17 protein-coding genes are annotated in these 22588 nt (G+C 37.2%); 7 read left to right on the forward strand and 10 right to left on the reverse strand.

What is annotated here, in order from left to right:
• Window positions 1-318: 318 nt before the first annotated feature.
• The 3 genes from mobA (at window position 319) to AC3E9W_RS18380 (ending at window position 3050) form a co-directional block, all read left to right on the forward strand.
• Window positions 319-753 carry a conjugal transfer protein MobA gene (mobA, locus tag AC3E9W_RS18370; RefSeq protein ID WP_488769500.1) on the forward strand — a complete coding sequence of 145 codons (435 nt, stop codon included), beginning with the start codon at window positions 319-321 and terminating at the stop codon, window positions 751-753.
• A gap of 370 nt (window positions 754-1123) precedes the next feature.
• Window positions 1124-1384 (forward strand): hypothetical protein, encoded by a 261-nt coding sequence (locus AC3E9W_RS18375; RefSeq protein WP_488769501.1) that lies wholly within the window; start codon window positions 1124-1126, stop codon window positions 1382-1384.
• 10 nt (window positions 1385-1394) lie between these two features.
• On the forward strand, window positions 1395-3050 hold the full coding sequence (locus tag AC3E9W_RS18380) for a recombinase family protein (protein WP_488769502.1): 1656 nt from the start codon (window positions 1395-1397) through the stop codon (window positions 3048-3050).
• 228 nt (window positions 3051-3278) lie between these two features.
• On the opposite strand, the gene AC3E9W_RS18385 is transcribed toward AC3E9W_RS18380, so the two are convergent.
• The 6 genes from AC3E9W_RS18385 to AC3E9W_RS18410 all read right to left on the reverse strand — a co-directional run bounded on the left by AC3E9W_RS18385 (window position 3279) and on the right by AC3E9W_RS18410 (window position 12908).
• Window positions 3279-4568, reverse strand: coding sequence for an HlyD family secretion protein (locus AC3E9W_RS18385; protein ID WP_488769503.1), 1290 nt, complete (start codon window positions 4566-4568; stop codon window positions 3279-3281).
• Window positions 4569-4570: 2 nt separating this feature from the next.
• Window positions 4571-6763, reverse strand: coding sequence for a peptidase domain-containing ABC transporter (locus tag AC3E9W_RS18390; protein WP_488769504.1), 2193 nt, complete (start codon window positions 6761-6763; stop codon window positions 4571-4573).
• Window positions 6764-6886: 123 nt separating this feature from the next.
• Window positions 6887-8539 (reverse strand): S41 family peptidase, encoded by a 1653-nt coding sequence (locus AC3E9W_RS18395; RefSeq protein WP_488769505.1) that lies wholly within the window; start codon window positions 8537-8539, stop codon window positions 6887-6889.
• Window positions 8539-11397, reverse strand: coding sequence for a lantibiotic dehydratase (locus AC3E9W_RS18400; RefSeq protein ID WP_488769507.1), 2859 nt, complete (start codon window positions 11395-11397; stop codon window positions 8539-8541). The genes AC3E9W_RS18395 and AC3E9W_RS18400 overlap by 1 nt, the downstream gene beginning before the upstream one ends.
• 45 nt (window positions 11398-11442) lie before the next feature.
• The gene (locus tag AC3E9W_RS18405; protein WP_488769508.1) at window positions 11443-12591 is read right to left on the reverse strand and encodes a lanthionine synthetase LanC family protein; all 1149 of its coding nucleotides are present in this window, start codon (window positions 12589-12591) and stop codon (window positions 11443-11445) included.
• Window positions 12592-12737: 146 nt separating this feature from the next.
• Window positions 12738-12908, reverse strand: coding sequence for a hypothetical protein (locus tag AC3E9W_RS18410; protein ID WP_488769509.1), 171 nt, complete (start codon window positions 12906-12908; stop codon window positions 12738-12740).
• A 776-nt stretch (window positions 12909-13684) separates the two neighbouring features.
• Here AC3E9W_RS18410 and AC3E9W_RS18415 point away from each other — a divergent pair.
• Window positions 13685-15169: a hypothetical protein gene (locus AC3E9W_RS18415; RefSeq protein ID WP_488769510.1), complete on the forward strand. Its 1485-nt coding sequence runs from the start codon at window positions 13685-13687 to the stop codon at window positions 15167-15169.
• Window positions 15170-15444: 275 nt separating this feature from the next.
• Here AC3E9W_RS18415 and mobC read toward each other — a convergent pair whose 3' ends face one another.
• From mobC to AC3E9W_RS18430, 3 genes are read right to left on the reverse strand one after another with little or no spacing between them, the layout of a single operon-like run.
• Complete coding sequence (gene mobC / locus AC3E9W_RS18420; RefSeq protein ID WP_488769512.1) at window positions 15445-17430, reverse strand: conjugal transfer protein MobC; 1986 nt, start codon at window positions 17428-17430, stop codon at window positions 15445-15447.
• A 31-nt stretch (window positions 17431-17461) separates the two neighbouring features.
• The gene (locus AC3E9W_RS18425) at window positions 17462-18727 is read right to left on the reverse strand and encodes a relaxase/mobilization nuclease domain-containing protein (RefSeq protein ID WP_488769513.1); all 1266 of its coding nucleotides are present in this window, start codon (window positions 18725-18727) and stop codon (window positions 17462-17464) included.
• Window positions 18712-19104: a plasmid mobilization protein gene (locus tag AC3E9W_RS18430; RefSeq protein ID WP_488769514.1), complete on the reverse strand. Its 393-nt coding sequence runs from the start codon at window positions 19102-19104 to the stop codon at window positions 18712-18714. The genes AC3E9W_RS18425 and AC3E9W_RS18430 overlap by 16 nt, the downstream gene beginning before the upstream one ends.
• 300 nt (window positions 19105-19404) lie before the next feature.
• Between AC3E9W_RS18430 and AC3E9W_RS18435 the strand changes: the two genes are divergently transcribed.
• Entirely contained in the window at window positions 19405-19701 is a 297-nt protein-coding gene (locus AC3E9W_RS18435) for a hypothetical protein (protein ID WP_488769515.1), read from the forward strand.
• Between the two features lie 148 nt (window positions 19702-19849).
• Window positions 19850-21025: a WG repeat-containing protein gene (locus AC3E9W_RS18440; protein ID WP_488769516.1), complete on the forward strand. Its 1176-nt coding sequence runs from the start codon at window positions 19850-19852 to the stop codon at window positions 21023-21025.
• 305 nt (window positions 21026-21330) lie between these two features.
• On the opposite strand, the gene AC3E9W_RS18445 is transcribed toward AC3E9W_RS18440, so the two are convergent.
• Window positions 21331-21798, reverse strand: a complete 468-nt coding sequence (locus AC3E9W_RS18445; protein WP_488769517.1) for a JAB domain-containing protein — start codon at window positions 21796-21798, stop codon at window positions 21331-21333.
• A 291-nt stretch (window positions 21799-22089) separates the two neighbouring features.
• On the opposite strand from AC3E9W_RS18445, the gene AC3E9W_RS18450 reads away from it, so the two are divergent.
• The gene (locus tag AC3E9W_RS18450; protein ID WP_488769518.1) at window positions 22090-22419 is read left to right on the forward strand and encodes a hypothetical protein; all 330 of its coding nucleotides are present in this window, start codon (window positions 22090-22092) and stop codon (window positions 22417-22419) included.
• Window positions 22420-22588: the final 169 nt, after the last annotated feature.

The following is a 22588-nucleotide window of genomic DNA, read 5'->3' on the forward strand; positions in this document are numbered from 1 at the left end:
AAAAAGAAAGCAATCTCAAAGGACGGGATGCAGACAGGCCAAAAGGAATCGGAATAAGTCCCGAAGGGTGTCTTGTGAGGCACGAGCAAGGCATTATGCCGAAGTCTTTTTGCCAGACTGTTCAGCCCGTCATATCTTCGATTTCTTTTTATTATTTCTTTGGATAAATTATAAATAAAAAGAATTTCAATTTAAAAGGTTTAGGACTGGACTAGGAACAAATAAGCCAAATGCTTCCAACTGCATCCAAACACTTCCAAATTGGATTTTAACTCTAGGTATATTTTATATTGTTTTAAGAAATTGAATTAACAAGTTATGGAAAATGACGAAAAAAAGAATCGGAATAAAGGCGGAAGACCTTCCAAAATAGATCCCGCCGTCCACCGCTATTCCATCAGTCTTACTGCAGAAGAAAATGCCCGTTTCCTGACTCTTTTTGAAACCTCAGGGATGCATGTAATGGCACACTTTATCACAGCGTGTGTTTTTCAAAAAGGAATAAAAATAGTTAAGATTGATAAAGCGACAATGGATTATTATATGCGCCTGACCTCCTTTTACAGCCAGTTTAGTGCTGTCGGGTTAAATTACAATCAGGTTGTAAAGATTTTATATCAAAAATTTTCCGAAAAGAAAGCTTCGGCATATCTGTACAAACTCGAAAGGCAGACAATAGAATTAGCTGTTTTATCCAAAAAGATAATACAGCTTACAGAGGAATTTGAAGAAAAGCACAATATAAAACCTTGACATAACAGCGAAATTTCAAGAATTATAAGTCTGCAGACGTATTTAATTCCCGTCCAATGTATGAAACATGATTTTCAGTGTACTATATATAAAGAATTGATAAGATACATTGGTAAGATTTCATTAATTGCTGTTTATCGAAAAAACACCTTCGGTTATGTTCTTGCCAAGCTTTAATTATTGAAATATGTTGTAAGCCTGCAATTTTCACTTTGGATATTATGACTTTAAAAGACAAAGAGTACCAGTGGCACTATAAACGTCATAGCTCCCAACATGTCTAATTATATTTATTTTAATAAATATAATTAGGTGTAATTAGTAAAGATCGTGAAAGCGGTCTTTTACAGTTTGGAGTAGGAGGTAAACAATGAGAAATGAAAGAACGGATGAAAGAAAAACCACTATTGGCAGGGACTTATTAGAGCCACATGCTAAAAGCATAAATATAATGCTCGAACAAAGAGAGAGCGCTTCTGGCAATAAGAAAGAAAAAACCGAAAAGAATCAGCAAAAATTAACTATAGAAGAATTAAGAAGTTGTAAAGGTTTTGAAACAATATCAGAAGCGGAAGGTCAGGAGATAATTGAAAGCCTGTTTCAATTAGCAGTAATAGTTTATAATTTTTAAAACTAAGAGTATGAGTATTGAAAATTTCAAAAAATTCCAAAAAGAAAAACTAACTCAAAAAGATGAGGTAAAAGAAATTTGGGGCTACACTCGGGTAAGCTCAAAATTACAGTTAGTAAATAATAGTCTGGAGGAACAGCGCAGTGAAATAGTTCAGTTCGCATCTAGGAATGGCTATACACTTAAGAACATACTTGGAGGTACTTATGAAAGCGCCTCGGGAGATTTTACAAGAAAAGAGTTTACAAAACTATTGGAAGAAGTTAAAAACTCAAAGAAGAAACCTTTCGCAATTGCCATTAAATTTATCAGTAGGTTCTCCAGAACAGGAGGCAACGCTATCACTATAGTACATGAACTAGTGGATAAACTGGGTGTTCATCTAATTGAGACATCATCAGGACTATGCACCAATGATGAATACAGTAAACTGGATATTTACAGCAAGCTTTTGGACGCCAGAAGGGAAAATATGGACAGATTAGAGAAAACAATTCCTGGCATGAAAGCACTGCTACGGTCAGGGAACTGGCTTGGCAAAGCTCCAAGAGGCTATACAATGCGGGGAAGAAAAGTAGGCGACTATGCCTTAATGCAGGACACGCAGTCTATTACAATTAATCAGGAAGGAGAGATTTTAAAAAAGGCATGGAAATGGAAACTTGCAGGGGAAAGAGATTATGTGATCAGACAGAAACTTGAAAAACTGAATTTGATTATTTCAAAGCAGGGGATTAGTTCCATGTGGCGCAACCCATTTTATTGCGGAATCTTAGTTAATGCACTAATTGAAGAACCAGTAAAAGGAAACTGGGCGGGCTTAGTTAGTGAGGAAGACTTCTTGAAAGTTGATAATATGCTTTCGGAAAACAACGTGATTACAGTTAAAGAATATTGTAAAACTAAAGTCAATGAGTTAAGACCCCTCACAGGATTTTTAAGATGCGAGTGTGGATGCCTGCTGACAAGTTATGAGGTTCGAAAAAAGAAAGCACATTATTACAAATGTCAAAAATGTAAAAATGCCAGTTTTAATGCTCTGACCACTCAAAAATCAAAAATGGAAGGTTTGAATGATTCTTTCGAAAGATTATTGTCAAAGTATACATTAAACTCAAAATTTGTAGAGCCTTTTAAAATACAGTTAAATAAATTTTTTGACGCTGTGAACGCAGAGGCTAAAGAGGAAACGAAAAGCTTACTTCTAAAGAAAAAAGATATTGAAATTAAAATTGAGAATTTGGATAAACGCTATTTTGAGAATACAAATTTTGGAGATGATAAATACAATAGGTATGCGCTTCAGTTTGAGACCGAATTAAAGATGATTGAAAGCCAGATATACTCCAATGGCAAAAAAATATCTAACCACAACAGACATATCGATAAGGTAGTTGAAAAAGTCTCGAACATCAGTAAGTACTGGAGTGAGGGAGATATAGAGAGTAAAATAAAAATTCAAAACTTGGTATTTCCTGAGGGATTATCAATTAGGGCTGAAAACAGGCAATATCTAACCAATAAGGTTAACCTTGTTTTTAGGTTAGTGTCAACATTTACAGGGCTTGATGCAGGTAATAAAAAACAAATAACCCATCAAAATTTTGATGGGTTATTCTCTGTAGCGGGAACAAGACTCGAACCAACACGCTACAAATATTATTAAAGCAAGTTCTTCTTTTAAAAATTACACTCCACTACCAACTCCCCCATCACCGGCCAAAATGAAAATTATAATATCTCCCATAATTAAAAACAATCTAAAAACACAAAACTAACTAACTAACTAACTAACTAACTAACTAACTAACTAACTAACTAACTAACTAACTAACTAACTAACTAACTAACTAACTAACTAACTAACTAAGCTTCTTTTAGTTTAATACAGTAGTCATATCTGTTCAAAAATATTTTTAAACTGATACAGAATTCTTTCGATTAAACGCAGATCTTCGGTTACAATTTCTGCGCTTCCTTTCATTTCCTGCTGAAAAGCAATCTGTTTATTATAAGATGTTTTTAAACCGTTTTGAAGTGCCACGTCCAACAATAAATTTCCATCTTTATCTGGCACTAAAGAAATGTTTTTGATTTCACCTTTTAGAACTCCAAATTCACGATCTGGGTAATTTGATAGACGGATATTGACTCTCTGCCCCACTTTTATTTTTCCTGAATTTAAAGCCGGTGCTTTTACTTTTCCAATAAAGCTGTTTTTTGCATCTGGAATAATCGAAAATACATTGTCGCCAACATTTATGGTCTGATTCTCATTCCAAACCTGCAGAAAAGTGACCTTCCCGCTAATCGAAGATTTTAAGGCGTATGCCAGTTCCCAATCGCGTATTACTTTCTTTAACTGATAAAAGGATTGCGAAACACTGCGCCCGAGATTAACTTCTTCTCTGGTGGTGTTTATCTGCGAATTCTGGCTCGATTTTGTATTGTCAATAAGAGAAGACCTCAGTTGGGAAATTGATGACAATAAACTCCTGTAATTCTTTTGCGCCTGAAGAAAATTCAATTTCTTGGCTTCCATTTCCTGAGCCGAAATAATTCCTTTATTAAATAAAGTTTCAAAACGGGCAACTTCATTTTTCTGAAGCTCCAATTCGCGCTCGTTGATCACTTTCTGCTGCTGCAGAATTTCTAATCTTTCCGTTATCTGAATTTTTTCTGATCGCTGCGCTCTGCTTTCTATTTCAAAAGGATGCAGATCCTGGTTTAATTCCTGCGCCTGATAATCTTTTTGAAATACTGCAAATGCACTTTCTATTTCACCTAACTGTTTGTTTTTTAATAACTCAAAAGGAAACTCTTTTTTAGAATTGTTTATATCGTATTTGTCCACAATCTCTTTTAGCAGAAAAACATCTTTGTAGTTGGCTGTATTTTCGATAATTGCCAATGTGCTGTTTTTGGCAACTACGGTTTTATTTCTGACCAGAATGGCTTCAATGCGCCCAGAGGTTTTTGATACTATTTTCTCTGGCGGAATATTAGTAGTAATTACAATTTCTGTCCTTACAACGTCTGGATATTTTACAAACCACGAAACAAAAAACAGCATTATAATTATGGCAAATATTAGAACTGTTCCCCATCGTATCATCCAATGCGGTACTTTGGTCAGGATATCCTGCACTTCTTCGCTTCTTAATTCAAATGTATCTTCGTTCATGATTAATTTCCTAATTGCAGCTGATTTCTAACCAATTCAAAATAATTTCCTTTCTGTTCCACCAATGCAGAATGGCTTCCGATCTCGATGATTTTTCCTTTGTCCAAAACCACAATCTGATCTGCATTCATTACTGTACTCAATCGGTGCGCGATTACAACTACGGTTTTGTCTTTGAAAAAGATATCCAATTTTTTCATGATTTCTTTTTCATTATTGGCGTCTAAAGCTGAAGTGGCTTCATCAAAAAATAGAATTTCAGGATTTTTATAAACTGCCCTTGCAATTAATAAGCGCTGTTTTTGTCCAGTACTCATTCCCAGACCTTCTGCCCCAATTTTGGTATTAAAACCTAAAGGCAATTCGCTGATATATTCTTTAATATTGGCCACATCTGCCGCATAAAGCAGTTTTTCTTTATCAACTCTATCAACCCCAATCGCTATGTTATTGGCAATGGTATCGCTAAAAATAAAACCTTCCTGCATTACGCCGCCAATATTGGATCTCCAAGCGCTTTGCGATATATTTCTAAGCTGCGAATTTCCGATAAGAACTTCTCCTTTTTCGGGTTCGTAGAACTTCAAAAGCAGTTTCATTAAGGTTGTTTTACCGCTTCCGCTGACTCCTACTATCGCGGTTACTTTATTGCACGGAATTATCAGGTTTAAATTATCTAAAACGGGAACGTCTGAACCTAAATATCGAAAAGAAAGATTCTTAATTTCGATATCAACATTTTGCGGCACTTCGTTGGTCTGATTGATTTCCTGTTGCACTTCGTCTTCTTTCTCATGAATTTCAGACAATCTGGCCAGCGAAATTTTAGCATCCTGCAATTCTCTCACAAATTCAATTAACTGTGTAATCGGACCATTTAAACTGCCTACAATCGCGCTTATGGCAAGCATCATACCCAACGTTATAGAACCGTCAATTACCAATTTGGCCGACAGGAAGATGATAAAGATATTCTTTAATTCATTAATAATAGAAGAACCAATGGTTTGTGTCTGCTCCAAAACGAGCCCTTTTATAGAAACCCTGAAAAGTCTTGCCTGAACATACTCCCAGCCCCATCGTTTTTGCTTTTCGGCGTTGTGAAGCTTAATTTCCTGCATTCCGTTTATGAGTTCCATCACTTTACTCTGTTCATTGGAAACTTCAGCAAAACGTTTATAATCTAATGCTTCCCTTCTTTTCAAAAACAAAACAATCCATGCAAAATAACATACGCTTCCTGCAAAAAAGACTAAAAAGATCTGCAGATTGAAATAGGCCAGAACACCGCCCATAACAAACATATTAATTACAGAAAAAAGAACATTCAGAGATGATGTGGTCAGTATTTTCTCGATACGGCGATGATCATTTATTCGCTGCATAATATCTCCCGTCATTCGAACATCAAAAAAAGAAATAGGCAGGTTCATTAATTTGATAAAGAAATCTGAAATGAGAGAAATATTGATTCTAGTGGATAAATGCAATAGAATCCAGCTTCTGATAAGTTCTAAGCCTGTTCTTCCTGCAAAAACAAAAAGCATAGCAAAAAGTATCAGATAGATAAAATGGATATTCTGATTCTGGATTCCGACATCAACAATACTCTGTGTCAGAAAAGGAAAAATTAGGTTGAGCAAACTGCTGGCTAAAAGTCCTATAGCAAGCTGGATAAGAAATGATTTGTACTGCAGCAGATATTGGGAAAGGAAACGGAATCCTAATCCTGTATTTTCTTCCTTATCAAATTCAGATTGAAAAAATTTAGGCGTTGCTTCTATCAATAAGGCAATGCCTTCTTTTGTTTCCTCATCGGCATTATTGCCAATCCAGAACTTTACAAACTCTTGCTTATTGTATTCTAAAAGACCAAAAGCGGGATCTGAAATATAATATTTCCCCTTTTTAATTTTATAAAGCACCACATAATGGTCATTATTCCAATGGAGAATGCATGGCAGAGGCACCTCTTCTAATATTTTTAAACTTAACTGTGCTCCTATAGTCCTGAAACCGATTTTCTCAGCAGCATCGCTCAAAAAAAGCATATTGCTTCCTTCACGCGTTGTTTCGCTTACTTCACGTAGCTCTTGAATGTTTATTGTTTTGCCGTAATATTTAACAATGATTTTTAAACAAGTAGGTCCGCAATCTTTTTGATCGGCCTGTTTGTAAAAAGGAAAAGAAATCAAATTAGTAAGGCTTTTTTAATGTTAATGAAAAAGAGAATTTTAATTCTATAATCCACAACAATTTATGTTGCAAATTTTTAATTAAGCATTGCGGTTTGTGATGAGACATCAATAATGACAAAATCATTTTTTTTCCTTGATAAAAAGTATGGCTCGATCTAAAATTTCATCTTTTCCTTGCTGAATACCCAAAACTGTGCGTTCAACTTTAATATCAGGAATAATCCCAATCCTTTGAGTTTCTCTGCCGTCAGGATAGTAAACGCCAATTCCTGAAAAAGGAGCGTCATAATCTTTAACAAAATCAATGTGACTGGTATTGCCATCTGCCCCAGCTGTTTGACTGCCAATTACAGTAGCATCATCTGCTGTTTGAAAGCACATAGTAGCCCATTCTGACTGGCTTATTGAGTTTTCATTGACCAGTATTATTACTTTTCCTTTATAATTGTCTTTATTCTCTATACCGCAAAAATGAACTTCCTTTTGCCAATAAAATTTACCCGGATAGCTAAGATCTGGTGCAGTATATTTGGCAAAAGCTTTTGAATTAGAGTTGAGGAAATTGGAAATTTCAAAATTAGCTCCTTTAGGATAGTTTCGCGCATCTAAAATGATGGCCTGAGTGTTTCTAAGCTTTGTTATCATATCTGCCACATCAGAAATCTTAAGTTTACCCATATTTACATAGCCTATATTATCATCCAATATATAGTATTTCTCTTTTTTTGATTTTTTAAATTCATTACTATGAGACAAATTATAGTCAAAACATTCGATTCTTTTGTTGGTTGTTATTTTGCCTCGTGCAATTTCCAAATCCATAAAATCGTTATAATTAGATGAAATTTCCGAGACCAGATTTCGAAGATATGCGGAGTCATTAGAAGCGCTTATAAACTCTTTTTGATCCTGGATGATTTCCGAGATGGCTTTATTATCTACTTTACCAATAACATCTCCAATTTTAATATCATAATAATTTGCCAATGAATCACTTAATATTTCAGTCACTATCATTTTCTTATCTAAAATTATACATTTCATTGGCAGAAATTTTCTAATTTTCCCTTTATTTTTAGACAATGTATAATAAAAATTGGAATGGGTATCATTAATTCTGACAACGAGCTTTAGCATTGCTAATTTAAAATCGTCATCATTTTTAACATTCAAAAAATTAGGCAGCATTTCTTCTAGCGTCTCATTCCAATTATGATCCATCAAATACTTATATGGATAAAAATATTCGATTACATTCCAATATCTGAATAATGCCAAAAGGCGTAAATCTGTTTTTTGCCAATTAAAATCAGAAAAGTTTTCATTCATTAAAAACACATTTCCAGCTTCAGTTTGACCGACATAAAACGGCACGCCTTGATATCTGTTTTTCTCAATAAAATTAAGTTTGCCGGAAAGACTCTTAGAGAGTAAATCATTCCGATTTATCCATGACAAATCAAAATTTCGATTAAAATAAATGACATCTTTTGATGGAATGTTTTTTGCTTCTTTCACTATTCCCAAGGAGTCAACCATGTCCTCAATAATTTTTGAGAATTCATCTGCTGTTCGCGCCCTTTCAATCTTAGGTAAAACCTGCAACAATTCTCCATCCCAATCCTTACTTCCATCTGCAACATTTGGATGATAATACTTCAAAAAACCCCAAACTTTGCCCGTTAGAACTAGCTTTTTAACCTCACTAACGCTATTTTGGGCATATCCAGTTTGCAGAAATAGAATATATAAAATGATTAAAATTTTTCTCATTATATGGATCTTGTAAATTTGACTTGATTTAAATACGATTTAGCTAGATAATAGGATCGAAATTCATTAAATCTCTGATTATCCTCAAAATGCCTATTCATACTCATATGTATTAAAATTGAAACATAACCGCCTATTACAGATCTATCACTTCCCAATTCTATTTTGATATCTCTTTTTAAGTTGCCGCTGTCCAAATAATTATTAAAGGGAAAGTCATGTATTTTAGACTTAATACTTAAAAATTCCTTATTAAATGACTTTCTCAATTCAACTGTTAAATTAAACTCTCTTTCAAAAAAGATTATTGACTGATCACAAAATTCAATCATATCATCTAGCGAAAAATTAAACATTTCTAGATAGCTTTTTATTTTAAGTATAGCAATTATTTTAAGTATATCATCATTTAATGTTTCCTCAGACACCATAGTTATAACATTTTTACTATCTAAGCAAAAGATATTTTCTGCTAATTCCATTAACTGTATCCCTCCATATCGGTGAATTTCCTGATCGTATAATTTTATATGATAACTGCTAATATGATTTATATTTTTAAGATGGTGGATTTTGCCGATTATATTCTCTTTACTTTTTTGTGAATTTGTTTTAAATCTTAATCTTATGCACTTATCAGGATTATGATAATTAACAAAAAAGAATAAATCTATTTTTGAATCATTAAGAATGTTTGCATTAATATATTTCAAAATATCTTTACTGGAATATGAATTCGTAAAGACCTCCAAATACAGCCAGTCGGAGACTAAAGGAATGCTCTGGTCAGTGTTTGAAATTTCCTTCACATTATCATATGAGAAATCATTCCGAAAATATTCTGTATTTTTTACACCAATTACTAACTCGTGCGCATAATTCGAATTCGAGCTGTCTTCAATTCCAGGGCTAAAAGAATCATATAATGATTCAGCAATATAGATATAATTTTTCTCTTTAACTTTTTCGTAAATGATCGCAAGATCATCCTCATCTTCCGTATCAAGCAATATGGTGCCATTTCCCTCAGAAATACTAATCATTGTTGAAAATTGATGCTTTTTAATATTTTCGGCTAGATACGATTCAAATTCTTGAAATGTGTATTTTTTATCTACTAATAATATTTGTGCCGGATAGAGCAATACGTTCTTTTCCAGATATATTCTCGGTATATATGGCTTAAAATAACTGTATGAATTAAAATCAAAATTTATCCCGTAAATTTCCTGATTGTAAAATTCAAAATCATATAAAAATTTATATATTTCGGAATCCGAAAGATTAGGATTTATAGATGAAGTAATCTTGGGCAATATCTGCCTTTTATATTTTTGAGATACAAGCCGCACATCATCTCCATTTAAATGAAAAAAAATATCCGAAATTAAAATTGAATTTTCATCACTAGAAGAGGTATTAATAGGAATTGAAAAATCATAAAATTGATTTTTGCTAGAAACATTGATACTTCTAAAGGTACCTATGCAATTAATGTCTGCTAATATCTTATTTTTATTGGCTTCTTTTTCGAAATTGACGATTTCCTGACAAAGATCGTTTGTGACATCACTAAATCTAGCTACTAGATTTAAAGCAGAATTGGCCCCTAAGGATTTAAGATATAAAACACTTTCATTTGTTTTTTTACATATTAAAACTTCTGCCATAACACTAAATGACGCAGGAAGTTTAGTTGCCTTTTTTTTAATATTATTATCAACCGGCATGTCCAAATATATACTGGTTTCAGTTTCAGCCAATATCTTTCCTAGCACTTTTTTATCCAACTTTAATTCATAAGTAGATGCTAGTGATGTATAATCTATACCTGAATATGGATTAAATATCTTACTCATGGGAATAAATCCATCGTTATAACGTTCAGAAATTTTACTTATAAATTTTTTTATTAAATCATTTCGGTGGTTAGAATGTGAATTATATTGAATGGTAAAATCAATATAACGATTAATTTTTTCCTTAAAATCCGAGTTTAAAGTTCCTTCTGCAGTATCGAATGAATTAACTGCGTGGGAATATTTTGCTTTTAAATTTTGAGACAAAAAAAAGGAATCTTGTTCCAAAAGATATTGATTTGAAAAATCATCTATTTGATTTGATTTTTCAAGTATATGAAAATCCTTTTTTATCAATTCAGAATATAAATATGAATTAACAGTTGATAATTTTACTGCATACGGATAAAAAAGAAAATATTGAATAATTAATCCGCAGTCAATTACGGTTTTTAAATATGCTTCCACATGATCTCTCTCAAAACCATTTAAAATTATCTCCTCTAATACTTCATTAATTTTTACAGCCTTTTTAAATCTGTTCATTAACCAGTCCAGATCGCTGTCGTAGTCAATCTCAACATATTTAAGCTCAACTTTATCCCCTTTTTCTGTATCTGATTTATAAAAGCTAATTCTTGAGTTATTTAGAAAATGAATTGAGGGGTTAAGACAATAACTTTCGCTTAACCATTCACTTTCAGACCTGTAGTTAATACTATTAGATATGAACAAGCTATCGTACTTAACATTTAATGCCAAAACGTGTTTCTTATTAATTGAAGTTAAATCTCCCCATCTTAACATTCCCACACTGTTGAATACTCCAAAAGGTGTTGGATTAAAATGCGCCCTTATAAAATATTTGGATAAAGATTTTTTTACTTTATTCTCTTTGCTTTTACTAACGTCTTCAAATAAGCTTCTAGAAGCAATTAAAATCGAAAGTCTAAATAGCTGGTTCTCTTTAAAAAAATCAATTCTTTTTTTCCTGTTTTCATTATGCGATTGAATCGAAAAATTTGCAACTCTTTTTACAATATCATCAAAAAATATCATTTCTATTTACGGAGTATTAAGTTTTTAAATCTATGGATTATTAAATTAGTGTAAGTTAAATATATCTAACCACTGGCATGTAATGTACTTACTTAAAGCAAGATGGCCCATACCCACACCTGTAATGCCGTTTATTAAATTATATTCCTTTACATATGTCCCATTATAATATGTAAGAAATTCATTAAAGTTGTTTGTTTGATTACCAATAATTTTTGTCCATTTATTTATTTCAACATCAAAATTCAAGGTGGAAAAATTTGAAGCAAGAAAATATTGAAGTATTATACCTATAGATCCATGACACATCGTATAGTCTTTAATTCCTGAATCATCAAGAGTCATATCATTTAAATTTATGATTAATTTTAAAGCTTCGTCAGTAATAGAATTGTCATTAAGGTAAAGTCCTAGATTGAATAATGCATTTGAAATACCTAAATCTCCTTGGCACCAGCTAATCAATGGATCTAACTCCAAATTGCTTTCCAAAATAATTAAATTAGGATAAAATTGCTTTAAACCATTTATTCTTCTATGACTGTTTAAAAATGCTGTAATTATTTTTAGCGGTTCTCTAATATCTTCTTCTATTTCAGGAACATTTCTTTTTACATCAATTAGAAAATTTATATATCCAGCCACCCCATGCGCTAAACCAAAATAGTAACAGTGCTTATCTGAAGAAACAGATTGAATCAATACATCTTCAAATCTAACGGCAATTTTTTTGATCAGTTCTTTGGTAAACTTTGTTAATATTTCAAGAGCCAAACGATTTTTTGAAGATTTGTAACGTTCTAGAAAATATTTTGCAATCCCCATTGCACCATGCAAGTAATCATAGTTATTATCAGAGGTTTGTTCAAACAGTTCTTCTTGTAGCATTAAATCAATAGCTGCAAGATACTCTTCATCTACATCGAGTAGATTATTTTTTATTCTTAGAAGTGTTATTCCATACCCTGCTATCCCACTGCAAAGAGTCATGGAAGTGTTCTCCTCTTGAATAAGAGTGTCAATTTTGTCAATAATAAGCAATAATTTATTCTGATGCTCATCCATTCCAAAAACTTCATGCAAATTATAATAAAAAAGGGCTATACCTGACAAGCCATCCATTAGACCAATTTTTCTCTCTCCATCAATACATTCCCATATGTTATGCTCTATTCTTAAAAGTATCTCATCCATATCAAAAAACTCTGAGCAAATTTATATGTCAATTTCTATATTTAAAATAATATTGAAAAGAGCAATTTTCATTTAATTATGAAAATCACTCTTCTCTAATATAATTATTGACTCAATAATATTGAATCTCCAAAAATATTCTAAAATTAATTAGTTGTACAATTCCAAGCTTTTGAAGTACATTTTACCGGCCAAACAGATTCTTGATTACATGGTCCAGATGTATGCGGAAGCACTTCAGTTCCTCCTTTTACTGTAGCCAATTCTCCTTTAGTCAATTTTTTTACCGTCAAATTTTTTAATTCTAGTTTTTTCATTGTTAATTTTTTTAAAGGTTACATTAAAAATTTTAATTTCTAAAAAATGATCAAATTCTCTTTCTTTAACTACGTGCACTTAGTTCATTCAATTAAGGATTTAATCAATTTTGATCAAAAATAATTTTATTAGATGAGATATAATTACGGCTTTCCACATTGACTTTTTATTATTTTACATCTATTTGAATGCGGGGTGATTAGATCGAAAATATTTTTTTATCGCAATTTTGCAGAACTTTCACAACCTTCTGATTAGCCTATGATCACTACTCCATTATAAGCAGTAATGATAATGTATATAAAGCTTTTAAATTAAGTTTCTATTCTATTGGGAGATATTTTCAAATACCCTCCACTCCAACCAACGCCCCCATCACCGGCCAAAATCAAACTAAAAAAGTCTCCAATAATTATAAAAAGCCAAAACCAACCAACCAACCAACCAACCAACCAACCAACCAACCAACCAACCAACCAACCAACTAGCTAGCTAACTAACTAACTAACTAACTAACTAACTAACTAACTAACTAACTAACTAACTAACTAACTAACTAACTAACTAACTAACTAACTAACTAACTAACTAACTAACTAACTAACTGCATTAATAAAATTTAAAATGCAGCAGCAGTGCATATAAAATGTTCCCATTGCTGGAGATTGAAGCGATAAAATCGGGTATTAATACCTATAGAAGACTTATAGAAACTTATTATTTTTAACACATATTTATTTACTAATATATAATGTTGATTTAAAAAATAAATGCTATGAGAAACCTCTACTCTTTACTTTTGTTTTGCATTGCAGGCACTATTTTCTCCCAGGAGCCATCAAAAGCGGAACAAGTTGAATTTTACAAATCTGTAAACGAAAAATTTTCGGACACCGCGTTTTTAAATAAAAAATGTATTGGCAGTGACGGCGCTGTCTCCGATCCTATTGCCTTTAATAAGATTTATCAGGAAATATTCTCCACTGTAGTACTGGGAAGCTCCGATGTGATTACCAACGGAAGCGCATTTGCCTATACATTGGATAATGTAAAAAATACCTTCAGCATCAATGGAACTACGAAAGCAAAATCCATGCTTATTGATTTGGGGCTTTCAATCAAGAACAAAGACAATAACTTCAATTACTATCAAAATAACGCATGGTCAACTGATATTACGTTAAAAGCCGGAATAATCTTTCCGCTAGGAAATGGTTCGCTTTTTTATTTGGCGCCAGATTGCGAGAGCACCAATAAATCGCGTGCGGACTATTTGAAGACCAAAAGAGACAGTATAATTGCAAAGACTGCAGAACTGGTCATCATAAGCAGAAGGATTGAAATATTAGAAAACCTTCAAAGTGGCGAAGGGAAAAATCTGCAGCATGTAAAGACAGGATATGAAGATTTGGACAAAAAATTATACCTAGGAATAGAAGGCAAAATAGAATCCTACAGCATAGATGCAATTTTATCGCAGGAAAAAAAGAAAAAAACGGACATTGAATACATTCTAAAATGGAACGAAAACCAGATATTGGCTTTAAGAGATAAATACAAAAACGAATTCGATTCATCTGACGAAGGAAAAAAAAGCTATAAAGGCTACAGCGCCAAATGGCTCAATACTTCCTTCTCCTATACAAACAGCTCTATAAAGCTGGAAAACGCAAGCATTCTTGATGAAAATGTCGAACAAAAATACCGAAGCATATCCAAAGCATCTTTAAATCTAAATTTCAATTATCAGCTTCTTAGGGCAGATAACGCCTTTTTCCTATTTTTAAATGCCGGCCAGCGCCTAAACAGATTAAGCTATTTGGATAATGTAGATTTTACAGGCAAAAAATTTACCATAGAATTAAACGGCACAGGAGATGCCTACAATGTTAAAGCGGAAGAAATTGATGCTCCTATTGGTTCTTACCATGATTTGCACGACGCAGTACTCACCACCGACACCTATATAAATTGCGGAATAATCCCAAAATCAACAACAAACTTCTTGGGAGTTTTAGGAAAATTTTCCGTAGCCTTACCAGTTCAAGGAAATGATCATATCTACACTAAAAATTACACAGCGCTTATCGGTCCAATGATCAGACTGACAAGAGACAAGGCAAAGACATTCAGCGCAGCCACTTTTTCCATTCTCTGCGGCTTTGAAAATACCGGCTTTAATAAAAATGCATGGGACTTATTTTTAGTGAAAGCTTCTGCCGCCATACCCTTCAACGTATTTGAAAAGAAATCTAAATGATGCCATGCCCTATTTAGCGGGAAGCCTAAAATAAAAATATCTGCTCGCAATTTTTAGCTGTAGCATATTGAGCAGACAGGGGCTCTGCTTGTCTTGAACCTTCTCTTAAAAAGGACAAGGATTATAACATGAGGCTACTAATTTTTTTTTTGAAAGCTGCAAATGCATTCGGTTCTAATTGAGACGCTGGGCATTGATTTTATGAAGGGCAGGCCTGCGTGAGAAGAGGGCTGCTTATGGGTTTCTGCTAAGGCATGAAAAAAACATACAAAAAATCACCTCTTCTTCTTTTTCACCACCAGATGCTTGAGCGCCGGATCATTGAGAAGCCTTTCCATCTCTGTATAGATAATCTCCTGAACATCCCGCCTGATCTGCAGGAAATTCTGCTGGATCATCGCACTATCAAGTTTTCTGACTGGCGGTATTTCGACGTACCTTTCCTCCTCTTTCCGCAGCGCCTCATGGTCGTTTACAATCTCCGAATGGAAAGTCTTCAGCTCAATCTTGCAGTCCGGATTATCGGCTGTCATCCCGACAAATTCCCCCGAACTGAGCGAGGAAATCTTCGATGCGGGCACAGCGGATTCCAGCTGTCTGGAACGGCTGATGGAGGTATCGGCGCTGTTGATGGAAACGCTTTCACGGTCCTGCATGATCTTCCCAAATCTTTCAGAAAGCTGCTTGGCCGTATCTCCCGTCACCTGTCCCGAGATGATATTTCCGGTGATGTTCAGGATTACGTCGGCCTGCTCGCGTCCGTAGTCTTTTCTGAGCTGGCTGAAGTCCTGCACGCCCAGACAGGTGCTGACCCTGTTGCTTCTTGCCGTGGCAATCAGGCTGTCCATGTTGTTGAGATAGATGGTCGGGAACTCGTCAAAAATGAGGCTTGATTTGAGCTTTCCTTTTTTGTTGACCAGCTTGATCAGGCGGTTTACATACAGCGACAGGACGGCTCCGTAAATCTGGATCTTCTGCGGATTATTTCCCATGCAGACAATCTTCGGCTCCAGGGGATTATTGATATCTAATGTAAAATCATTTCCCGATAGCACATAGTACAATTGCGGCGAGGAAAGCCTTGCCATGGCAATCTTGGCCGAAGCGATCTGCCCTTCCAATTGGTCCATGGCATCATTGAGATAGGCATTGATAAATGGATTGATGAGCACCTCGATTTCCTTATCTGTTCTAAGCAGGGTAAAGAGGCTGTCGTAGTCGATCTGCATGAGCTCGATGACATGCGGCAGGGTGCAGAACTCCCCGTCATTGTATCTCCTCAGGTACCAGATAACGGCCGACAGGAAATTGATCGGCGACTCCACAAAAAAGTCCCCTTGGCGCTTGATCCATTCGCGGTTGAGCCCCATAAGGATGGTACGGGCAGACTCCGATGCATCGGTGATATCCTCCATGCTCTGCGGGTCCAGCGGATTGCAGCGGTGCATGATATTGTCAAAATTGATGAAGTAGCATTTGGGCATCACTTTATATGCATGCTTATGCTTTTCAAAAGTATTGTACACGATTTTCGAGAGGTCATCATACTTGAAATCATACACAAACATGCTGAACCCTTTGGCGATGTGCTGGGTGATGACATGGCGGATCACAAAGTAGGACTTCCCTGCTCCGGGAGTCCCTAAAACCATCAGCCCGCGGAACGGATTGATGATATTGATCCAGCTGGAGCGCTGCTTCTTTTTCAGATAATATTTCGCAGGCAGGTTGACCGAATATTCATTCTCCAGAAGCCTTTCCTCCTGCGGAAAAGTCTCATTCTCGGTGTTGAAAATATCCGAAGCTCCCAGCCTGTTTTTAATCAGCCTGGAGAGCAGCGTCCCGCCTGAAAGCACCAGCATAAACCCCATACCCGCCACCGTTATATACAGTGCAGCGGCATACTGAACAGCAGGAATTATCATAAGAAAAAATCCGCTAAAAAAATAAAGCAGCGCTCCTGCCGCCAGCTTATAAAAAGCCGATTTGAACTGGAGCTTTTCGTCCTTTCTTCCCTTTGCGCCAAGCAGCGATATCATGAGAAAACCCAGCGCAAGAAGCTTGGAAATATAAAAATTCCCGAACAGTCCGGTGCGGCAGACCGATGCCAGAATCTTATCCCCGAAAGGACTGGTGAGATTCCATAATTTAAAAGCTTCATAGCAGCAATAGTAGAAATGCCCCAGCAGCAGAGCGATGCCCATCAGCCTTGTCATGTCCACTATTTTTCTCAGCGCCTGTTCATTTTCTCCCGTCTGCATGGCTTCAGAATTTTAGCATTATTTTTATCTTTCAATTCAGCTCCGAGCCGCCTCTTTTTTTTCTTCGGCGGCGTTTTCGCCTCAAGGCGGCAGGCACATTATCCGGCTGCCATTCGGGCTTGAAAAGCTCCTGCAGAACCCTCGCTGAAACCCCATCAGAAGGAGTTTCATCAGCCGCCATCCCCTGCTTTCCAATCCCGTTGCCCGGCACCTTTTCAGCTTTGGAAATCCCTTTCTTTTCTGCTGTTCCATGGCAGCGTTCGAGCATGCCTTTGGCGCTGTAGCTTTTCCCCAGCGCGCTGCCGTTCAATACGCATCTGGTTACGTGATCGACATACGTGATGCCATAGAGCTGGCCGGCATCGCTCTTTCTCAACACCGTATCGATTCCAACTTTTTTCAGCTGTGCGGCCAGCCTGTCCATATCCGCATTTTTCCCCAGAAATATGGTGTCCACCGCACTTCTTATCCGCTTCTTTTCAAATGCCTTTTCGCCGCTGTTCAAGACGTACCTTTTCTGCAGAAAAGGCAGTGTCGGCTTCATGGCGAAATCGCTCGCCTTGATGGGCACTCCGATAGCTTTTCCCTCTCTGTCCAGTATGCGGTAGACCAGCCCGCCCGCCTTAAAAATCCTTGACTGCTCGCTGCCCCTATCCGCCCTGATATTGTAGAGCTGCAGCACGGCGTTGAACTCCGCCAGCGACGTGTATCTGTAATTCAAAAGCACCGAGGAAAGCACCCCTGACATGGCTCTTTTAGACTCGGACTTGCCGTACGAAACCTTACTGACAGCGACGGGTTTTACAGGAGAAACCCCATCGGGCTTCCTGCCTTCCGCCCTGACCAGATTAAAGCCTATTTCGATTTCCCTGCGCGCCTTTTCCGACTGGTTCTTGCCGATGTTCTGCATGTCGATCCGCGAGCCGTCTTCCCTCACTTTAATGGACACCAGATGGATGTGCGGATGCCCAGCGTCATCATGGCGGTAGACCAGATAAGGCTGATCGCCGAAACCGATTTTTTCCATATAGGCATCGGCAATTTTCAAGAGCTTTTCATCGGCATATTTCTCAGAGGGATGGAAGTTCAGCGAGATGTGCACGCTGTTTCTTTTCACATTCCCGTTAAGGGCATTCTGATTCAATAATCTGTTCAATCTCATAGCAGCAGATAGTGCCGTCGCTGCAACAGGATAGTTGCCTTCCCCGATGCTCTTTGCGGCCCCTTCCTTGACTTTATTCTCATTGTATTTGAAGATGCTGCGCACCGAATGCCCGGTCTTTATGACTGCAACCATTTCGAGGCGATTTCAGCTGCCAGTTTCTGGATATCCGACACCGAAAGCAGCAGCCTTTCGCGCTGCGCTTCGGTGCTTAAAATCCAATGCCTGAATTCGGGATTTTGCCGCAGGGTGTGCAGCTTTCTGACTGTCTGGTTGAAGTTGTTTCCAAGGGCGTCCAGCTCCTTTCGAAGCCGGATGAATTCGAGCATAAATTCATCAAGCGAGGCGTCACGGTGTCTGACCGTAACGGGCTTATGCAGCAGGCAGCTTCTCAGGTATTCGCTCATCTGCCTGCAGGTTGTGGCCTTGAATCTCCTTTCCAGCGATGCGTATTCGGCGGCTGTAAAGCGCACCGCTGCTATGCGGTTTCGGTTTAAAATCTCTTTTCCCATCTTGTTTCCCTTTCATTTTTTAAACTCTTCTCTTTCAGTTCCACTGCCGCGAGTTCCGAGCAAGAGGCAGCCTGATGCGTTTGTTTAACAAACGGACATCTGGCCGACTGCGGCAAAGCAGGCAGTCCTTCAGCTTTGCAAAACAAACATTTGCTAGAAGCTGTTTTCAAACGATTCTGAAAACGAAAGTAGAAAAGCCTGACTGATTTCGCCTATCCCGTCCATATTTTGAACGGGGTGTTTTCAGGGCTTCTTTCTATCTTTGAAGCAGAATATTATTAACTTAAAAACGCAGAAATTATGCTTACAGAAAATGATGCCGCCCTGGTGTTCGATACCATATTGAGCACCCCGGGCATGAACGAGCCGGTGAGGATTGATCTGAAGATTTCACGAAAAAATGTGCTGCTGCTCAGCCATGTAATTGGGCGCGGCCTGCTTGAAAATGACACGAGCCCTTCGGTGCTGCTGCAGCGCACGGCAGAAGAAAACATCAATGAACTCAGACAGCTTTCAGCGGACTGTCTGGCCAGGGCCGGTCTTACCGAAACCAGCGAGAAACTCACCGGTCTTGAAGCGGGAAAAAAAGGTAAATGAAAAGAAAAATGAAAAGAAAAATGAAAGCCGTTAGCTAAAGCCTAACGGCTTTATTAATTGATCCGGAAAGAGCATTAAAATTGTTTTATGCCCTATGCGGCATAATGTCTTTTTTTTGCTATTTTTGAATTAACATCCCATTCGCTGTATGAACCCTGAAGAATTAAAAGCCTTTGAAGAACGACAGACCGAAATGCAGCAGACCAGAGAGATATTTGGTCTTATCTGCAGCAGGCTCAATCTTAAATACGGCGAGTTTTTTGGCTTTCGGGACACTAGGGGATTTGCTGTCCTTAACATCTATAATGATCAGGGAAATAAAACAAGAGTATTGAAAGTTTCCGAAACTGCAGAGCTGCTCATTGAGACCCATAGATACTATTCGGTCCACCAGTCCCCTACCAGAAAAAACATGCTGTTTTTTAGCGAGCTCAGAGAAAAGCCGGAAAACTTCAGCACCACCAGAAAAGGCGTTCTGGATGAGAATTTTCAGATACTGGTTCCTGCCATTTATGATTCCATACAGGACATCAACGAGGAAAGCTTCATCGTTAGCATCAGCAATTATCATGGAATTCTCAATTCCAAATTTGAGGTTATCATTGCTTTAAAATTCAGGGAAATCCAATACAATGGAGCACTAAAAATCTTTAAGGCAAGGGAACAGATCAATCAAGATGGAGCATGCATCTACAGGATCTACGACAAAGACGGAATTTTACTGAAAACCTTGGAGTACGGACTTGTTGATTTTATAAACAGCCCCTCTTTTTATACGGTTTATGACGTTGCAATACCTTATGACTTTTGCGTTGACGATTCGATCCTGATAGGCAGACAAGGACTATTGGACCAAAACTTCAACATGATAATTCCGCCTCTTTATGATTTGATTGCAAAGGGGGAAAAATTTAGTATGGCCTACGATAAAAAAAACGCTGTAGTAGGAGGCGATTATGGTTCGGATGAAGCATTAGGAGCAGAATGCTATTATACGCTGGAGGGAGGAAAATGGGGTGTATTTGATAATGGGGGCAATCTGGTCATCCCATTTGAGCACAGCTGGATTGAAAGCACCTTCAATGATGATCTGTTTTTAATCAACCCCACCGGGCTGATGTATTATTATCAGAGCGAACAGGAAGACGGCGCCTGGTATGTGAAGAATGGCAGCTGGGGCGTTATCAATTCCAAAAATGAAATCGTTGTGCCTCCTGTGTATCGGTACAACCGCCAGTACACCGATAAGGTCATTTTTTTCAACAGGCAGTCTGCGGACATGGAAATCCTTGATATAGAGGATGCACTGACCTTATATCTTTAAAAGCACTGCTGAACCTCAATACACACTGAACAAAAAACTCCCTTAAAAAGAGAGTCCTTAGGCGGCCGGCGGCTGCCTGAAAAGCATAAGGGAATTAACTAAATCATTGGGGACAGAACCTCCGGACGAACCCCGCCGGTCCGCTGTTATCTCTTACTGATTCTACAGTGCCATTACCAGCAAAAAGGCAAATGTACTGCAGTTTATGCAGTCCGACCTTACCGCATATAGCGATAATCTTACAGCATTCCAAGCCTGCGGCGATGCAGATCAAAACAAAGAATAAAACAAAAAGGAAAAAGGCGCTATAAAGCGCCTTCATCTGCAAAGGAATAGTAGGCCTCTGCCGTTAGTATCAGATGGTCCAGCAGCCTGATGTCCATCAGCTCCCCTGCCGCTCTGATCTTTCTGGTAATGCCTTTGTCGGCTTCCGAAGGGGCTTTATTTCCGGAGGGATGGTTATGGGCAATGATCAGCCCCACGGCATTGGCTTTGAGCGCGGCGGCAAACAGCAAGCGGATGTCCACCACAGTTCCTGCAATGCCTCCTGAAGAAGCCTGATACACCCCCAGCACTCTGTTGGACTGGCTCAGCAGCAGCACTTTGAACTGCTCGATGAATTCAATTTTGTCGGAATCCCAGCACTCCATCAGGATGGCATAGGCGGTTTTGGAGGAAGTGATTTTTGGCCTGTCTGCGCTCTTCACTTTGGTCTTATAAATCAGGTCGATTTCCGATACGGTTTTCCAGCTGCTGTTTTCATCTGCTTTCATGGCTTTTACTATTTAAGATTAATAACAGCACATGTACCGGGCACAGGAAAGCGAGCGCAGAAAGCAACGCAATAAAGCAGGACGGACGTCCTGCATTTATGGGGGAATTTTTTGCGGCGAACCGCAGTCCTGCGCCCGAACTTTGTGATGGAATTAAACTCAAAAGACTTCTTCCGCACAGCGGGGTTTCGACTGAAAACTGAAGCGGCAGATGCAAAAATTCAGTACTAGATAGCGTGGCAGTGCGGCTTAAAAAAATAGCCGCAGAGCAATAGTCTGGCTTTGAAAAAAATGGGAACGAAAAGAAAAGCAGTATGCTGTGTTTTGTTTCATGAGCATAAAAAGGTTAGTGCCCTGCAGAAGCAAGGCTTTGAAAAAAATACAACCCGGATGGGTGGAGATTTTTTATCAAATCCAAGGGACCCCGGCCTTGCTTCTGCCAAAGGGCACGGAGTTACCTTTGCTCGTGGAATAAGACAAAAGCATACCGGCTTTTTAATCAAAAAGATAAAGGGAAGTAATAGGGATACTGTAGATAAAAGGAATCAGAAAGAAAACCAGTCTATTTCGGGGGTGAATTCTAAAAAGAAATATCAAATCAATTCATTACAAAAAATTTAAAACTTAGTTTCTTTTAACGAAAATCACGTATATATACCTACCCCCTTATACAACATAATTGATATTTTTGAGAAAATTATGTAGAAGAGATACGGTTATCCGTAAAATAAGTATAAATCATTTCCGGACTTTTGTTGTAGAATTTATGCCGCATTTATATTTTTTCACA

This window comes from Flavobacterium sp. 38, from assembly GCF_057799715.1.

Excerpts from the sequence above, each read along its gene's own strand:
- mobA (WP_488769500.1), top strand. The coding sequence starts at position 319 with ATGGAAAATGACGAAAAAAAGAATCGGAATAAAGGCGGAAGACCTTCC.
- AC3E9W_RS18435 (WP_488769515.1), top strand. The coding sequence starts at position 19,405 with ATGCTTACAGAAAATGATGCCGCCCTGGTGTTCGATACCATATTGAGC.
- AC3E9W_RS18375 (WP_488769501.1), top strand. The coding sequence starts at position 1,124 with ATGAGAAATGAAAGAACGGATGAAAGAAAAACCACTATTGGCAGGGAC.
- AC3E9W_RS18450 (WP_488769518.1), top strand. The coding sequence starts at position 22,090 with ATGGGAACGAAAAGAAAAGCAGTATGCTGTGTTTTGTTTCATGAGCAT.
- AC3E9W_RS18380 (WP_488769502.1), top strand. The coding sequence starts at position 1,395 with ATGAGTATTGAAAATTTCAAAAAATTCCAAAAAGAAAAACTAACTCAA.
- AC3E9W_RS18385 (WP_488769503.1), bottom strand. The coding sequence starts at position 4,568 with ATGAACGAAGATACATTTGAATTAAGAAGCGAAGAAGTGCAGGATATC.
- AC3E9W_RS18415 (WP_488769510.1), top strand. The coding sequence starts at position 13,685 with ATGAGAAACCTCTACTCTTTACTTTTGTTTTGCATTGCAGGCACTATT.
- AC3E9W_RS18395 (WP_488769505.1), bottom strand. The coding sequence starts at position 8,539 with ATGAGAAAAATTTTAATCATTTTATATATTCTATTTCTGCAAACTGGA.
- AC3E9W_RS18425 (WP_488769513.1), bottom strand. The coding sequence starts at position 18,727 with ATGGTTGCAGTCATAAAGACCGGGCATTCGGTGCGCAGCATCTTCAAA.
- AC3E9W_RS18405 (WP_488769508.1), bottom strand. The coding sequence starts at position 12,591 with ATGGATGAGATACTTTTAAGAATAGAGCATAACATATGGGAATGTATT.
- AC3E9W_RS18430 (WP_488769514.1), bottom strand. The coding sequence starts at position 19,104 with ATGGGAAAAGAGATTTTAAACCGAAACCGCATAGCAGCGGTGCGCTTT.
- AC3E9W_RS18410 (WP_488769509.1), bottom strand. The coding sequence starts at position 12,908 with ATGAAAAAACTAGAATTAAAAAATTTGACGGTAAAAAAATTGACTAAA.
- mobC (WP_488769512.1), bottom strand. The coding sequence starts at position 17,430 with ATGCAGACGGGAGAAAATGAACAGGCGCTGAGAAAAATAGTGGACATG.
- AC3E9W_RS18400 (WP_488769507.1), bottom strand. The coding sequence starts at position 11,397 with ATGATATTTTTTGATGATATTGTAAAAAGAGTTGCAAATTTTTCGATT.
- AC3E9W_RS18445 (WP_488769517.1), bottom strand. The coding sequence starts at position 21,798 with ATGAAAGCAGATGAAAACAGCAGCTGGAAAACCGTATCGGAAATCGAC.
- AC3E9W_RS18440 (WP_488769516.1), top strand. The coding sequence starts at position 19,850 with ATGAACCCTGAAGAATTAAAAGCCTTTGAAGAACGACAGACCGAAATG.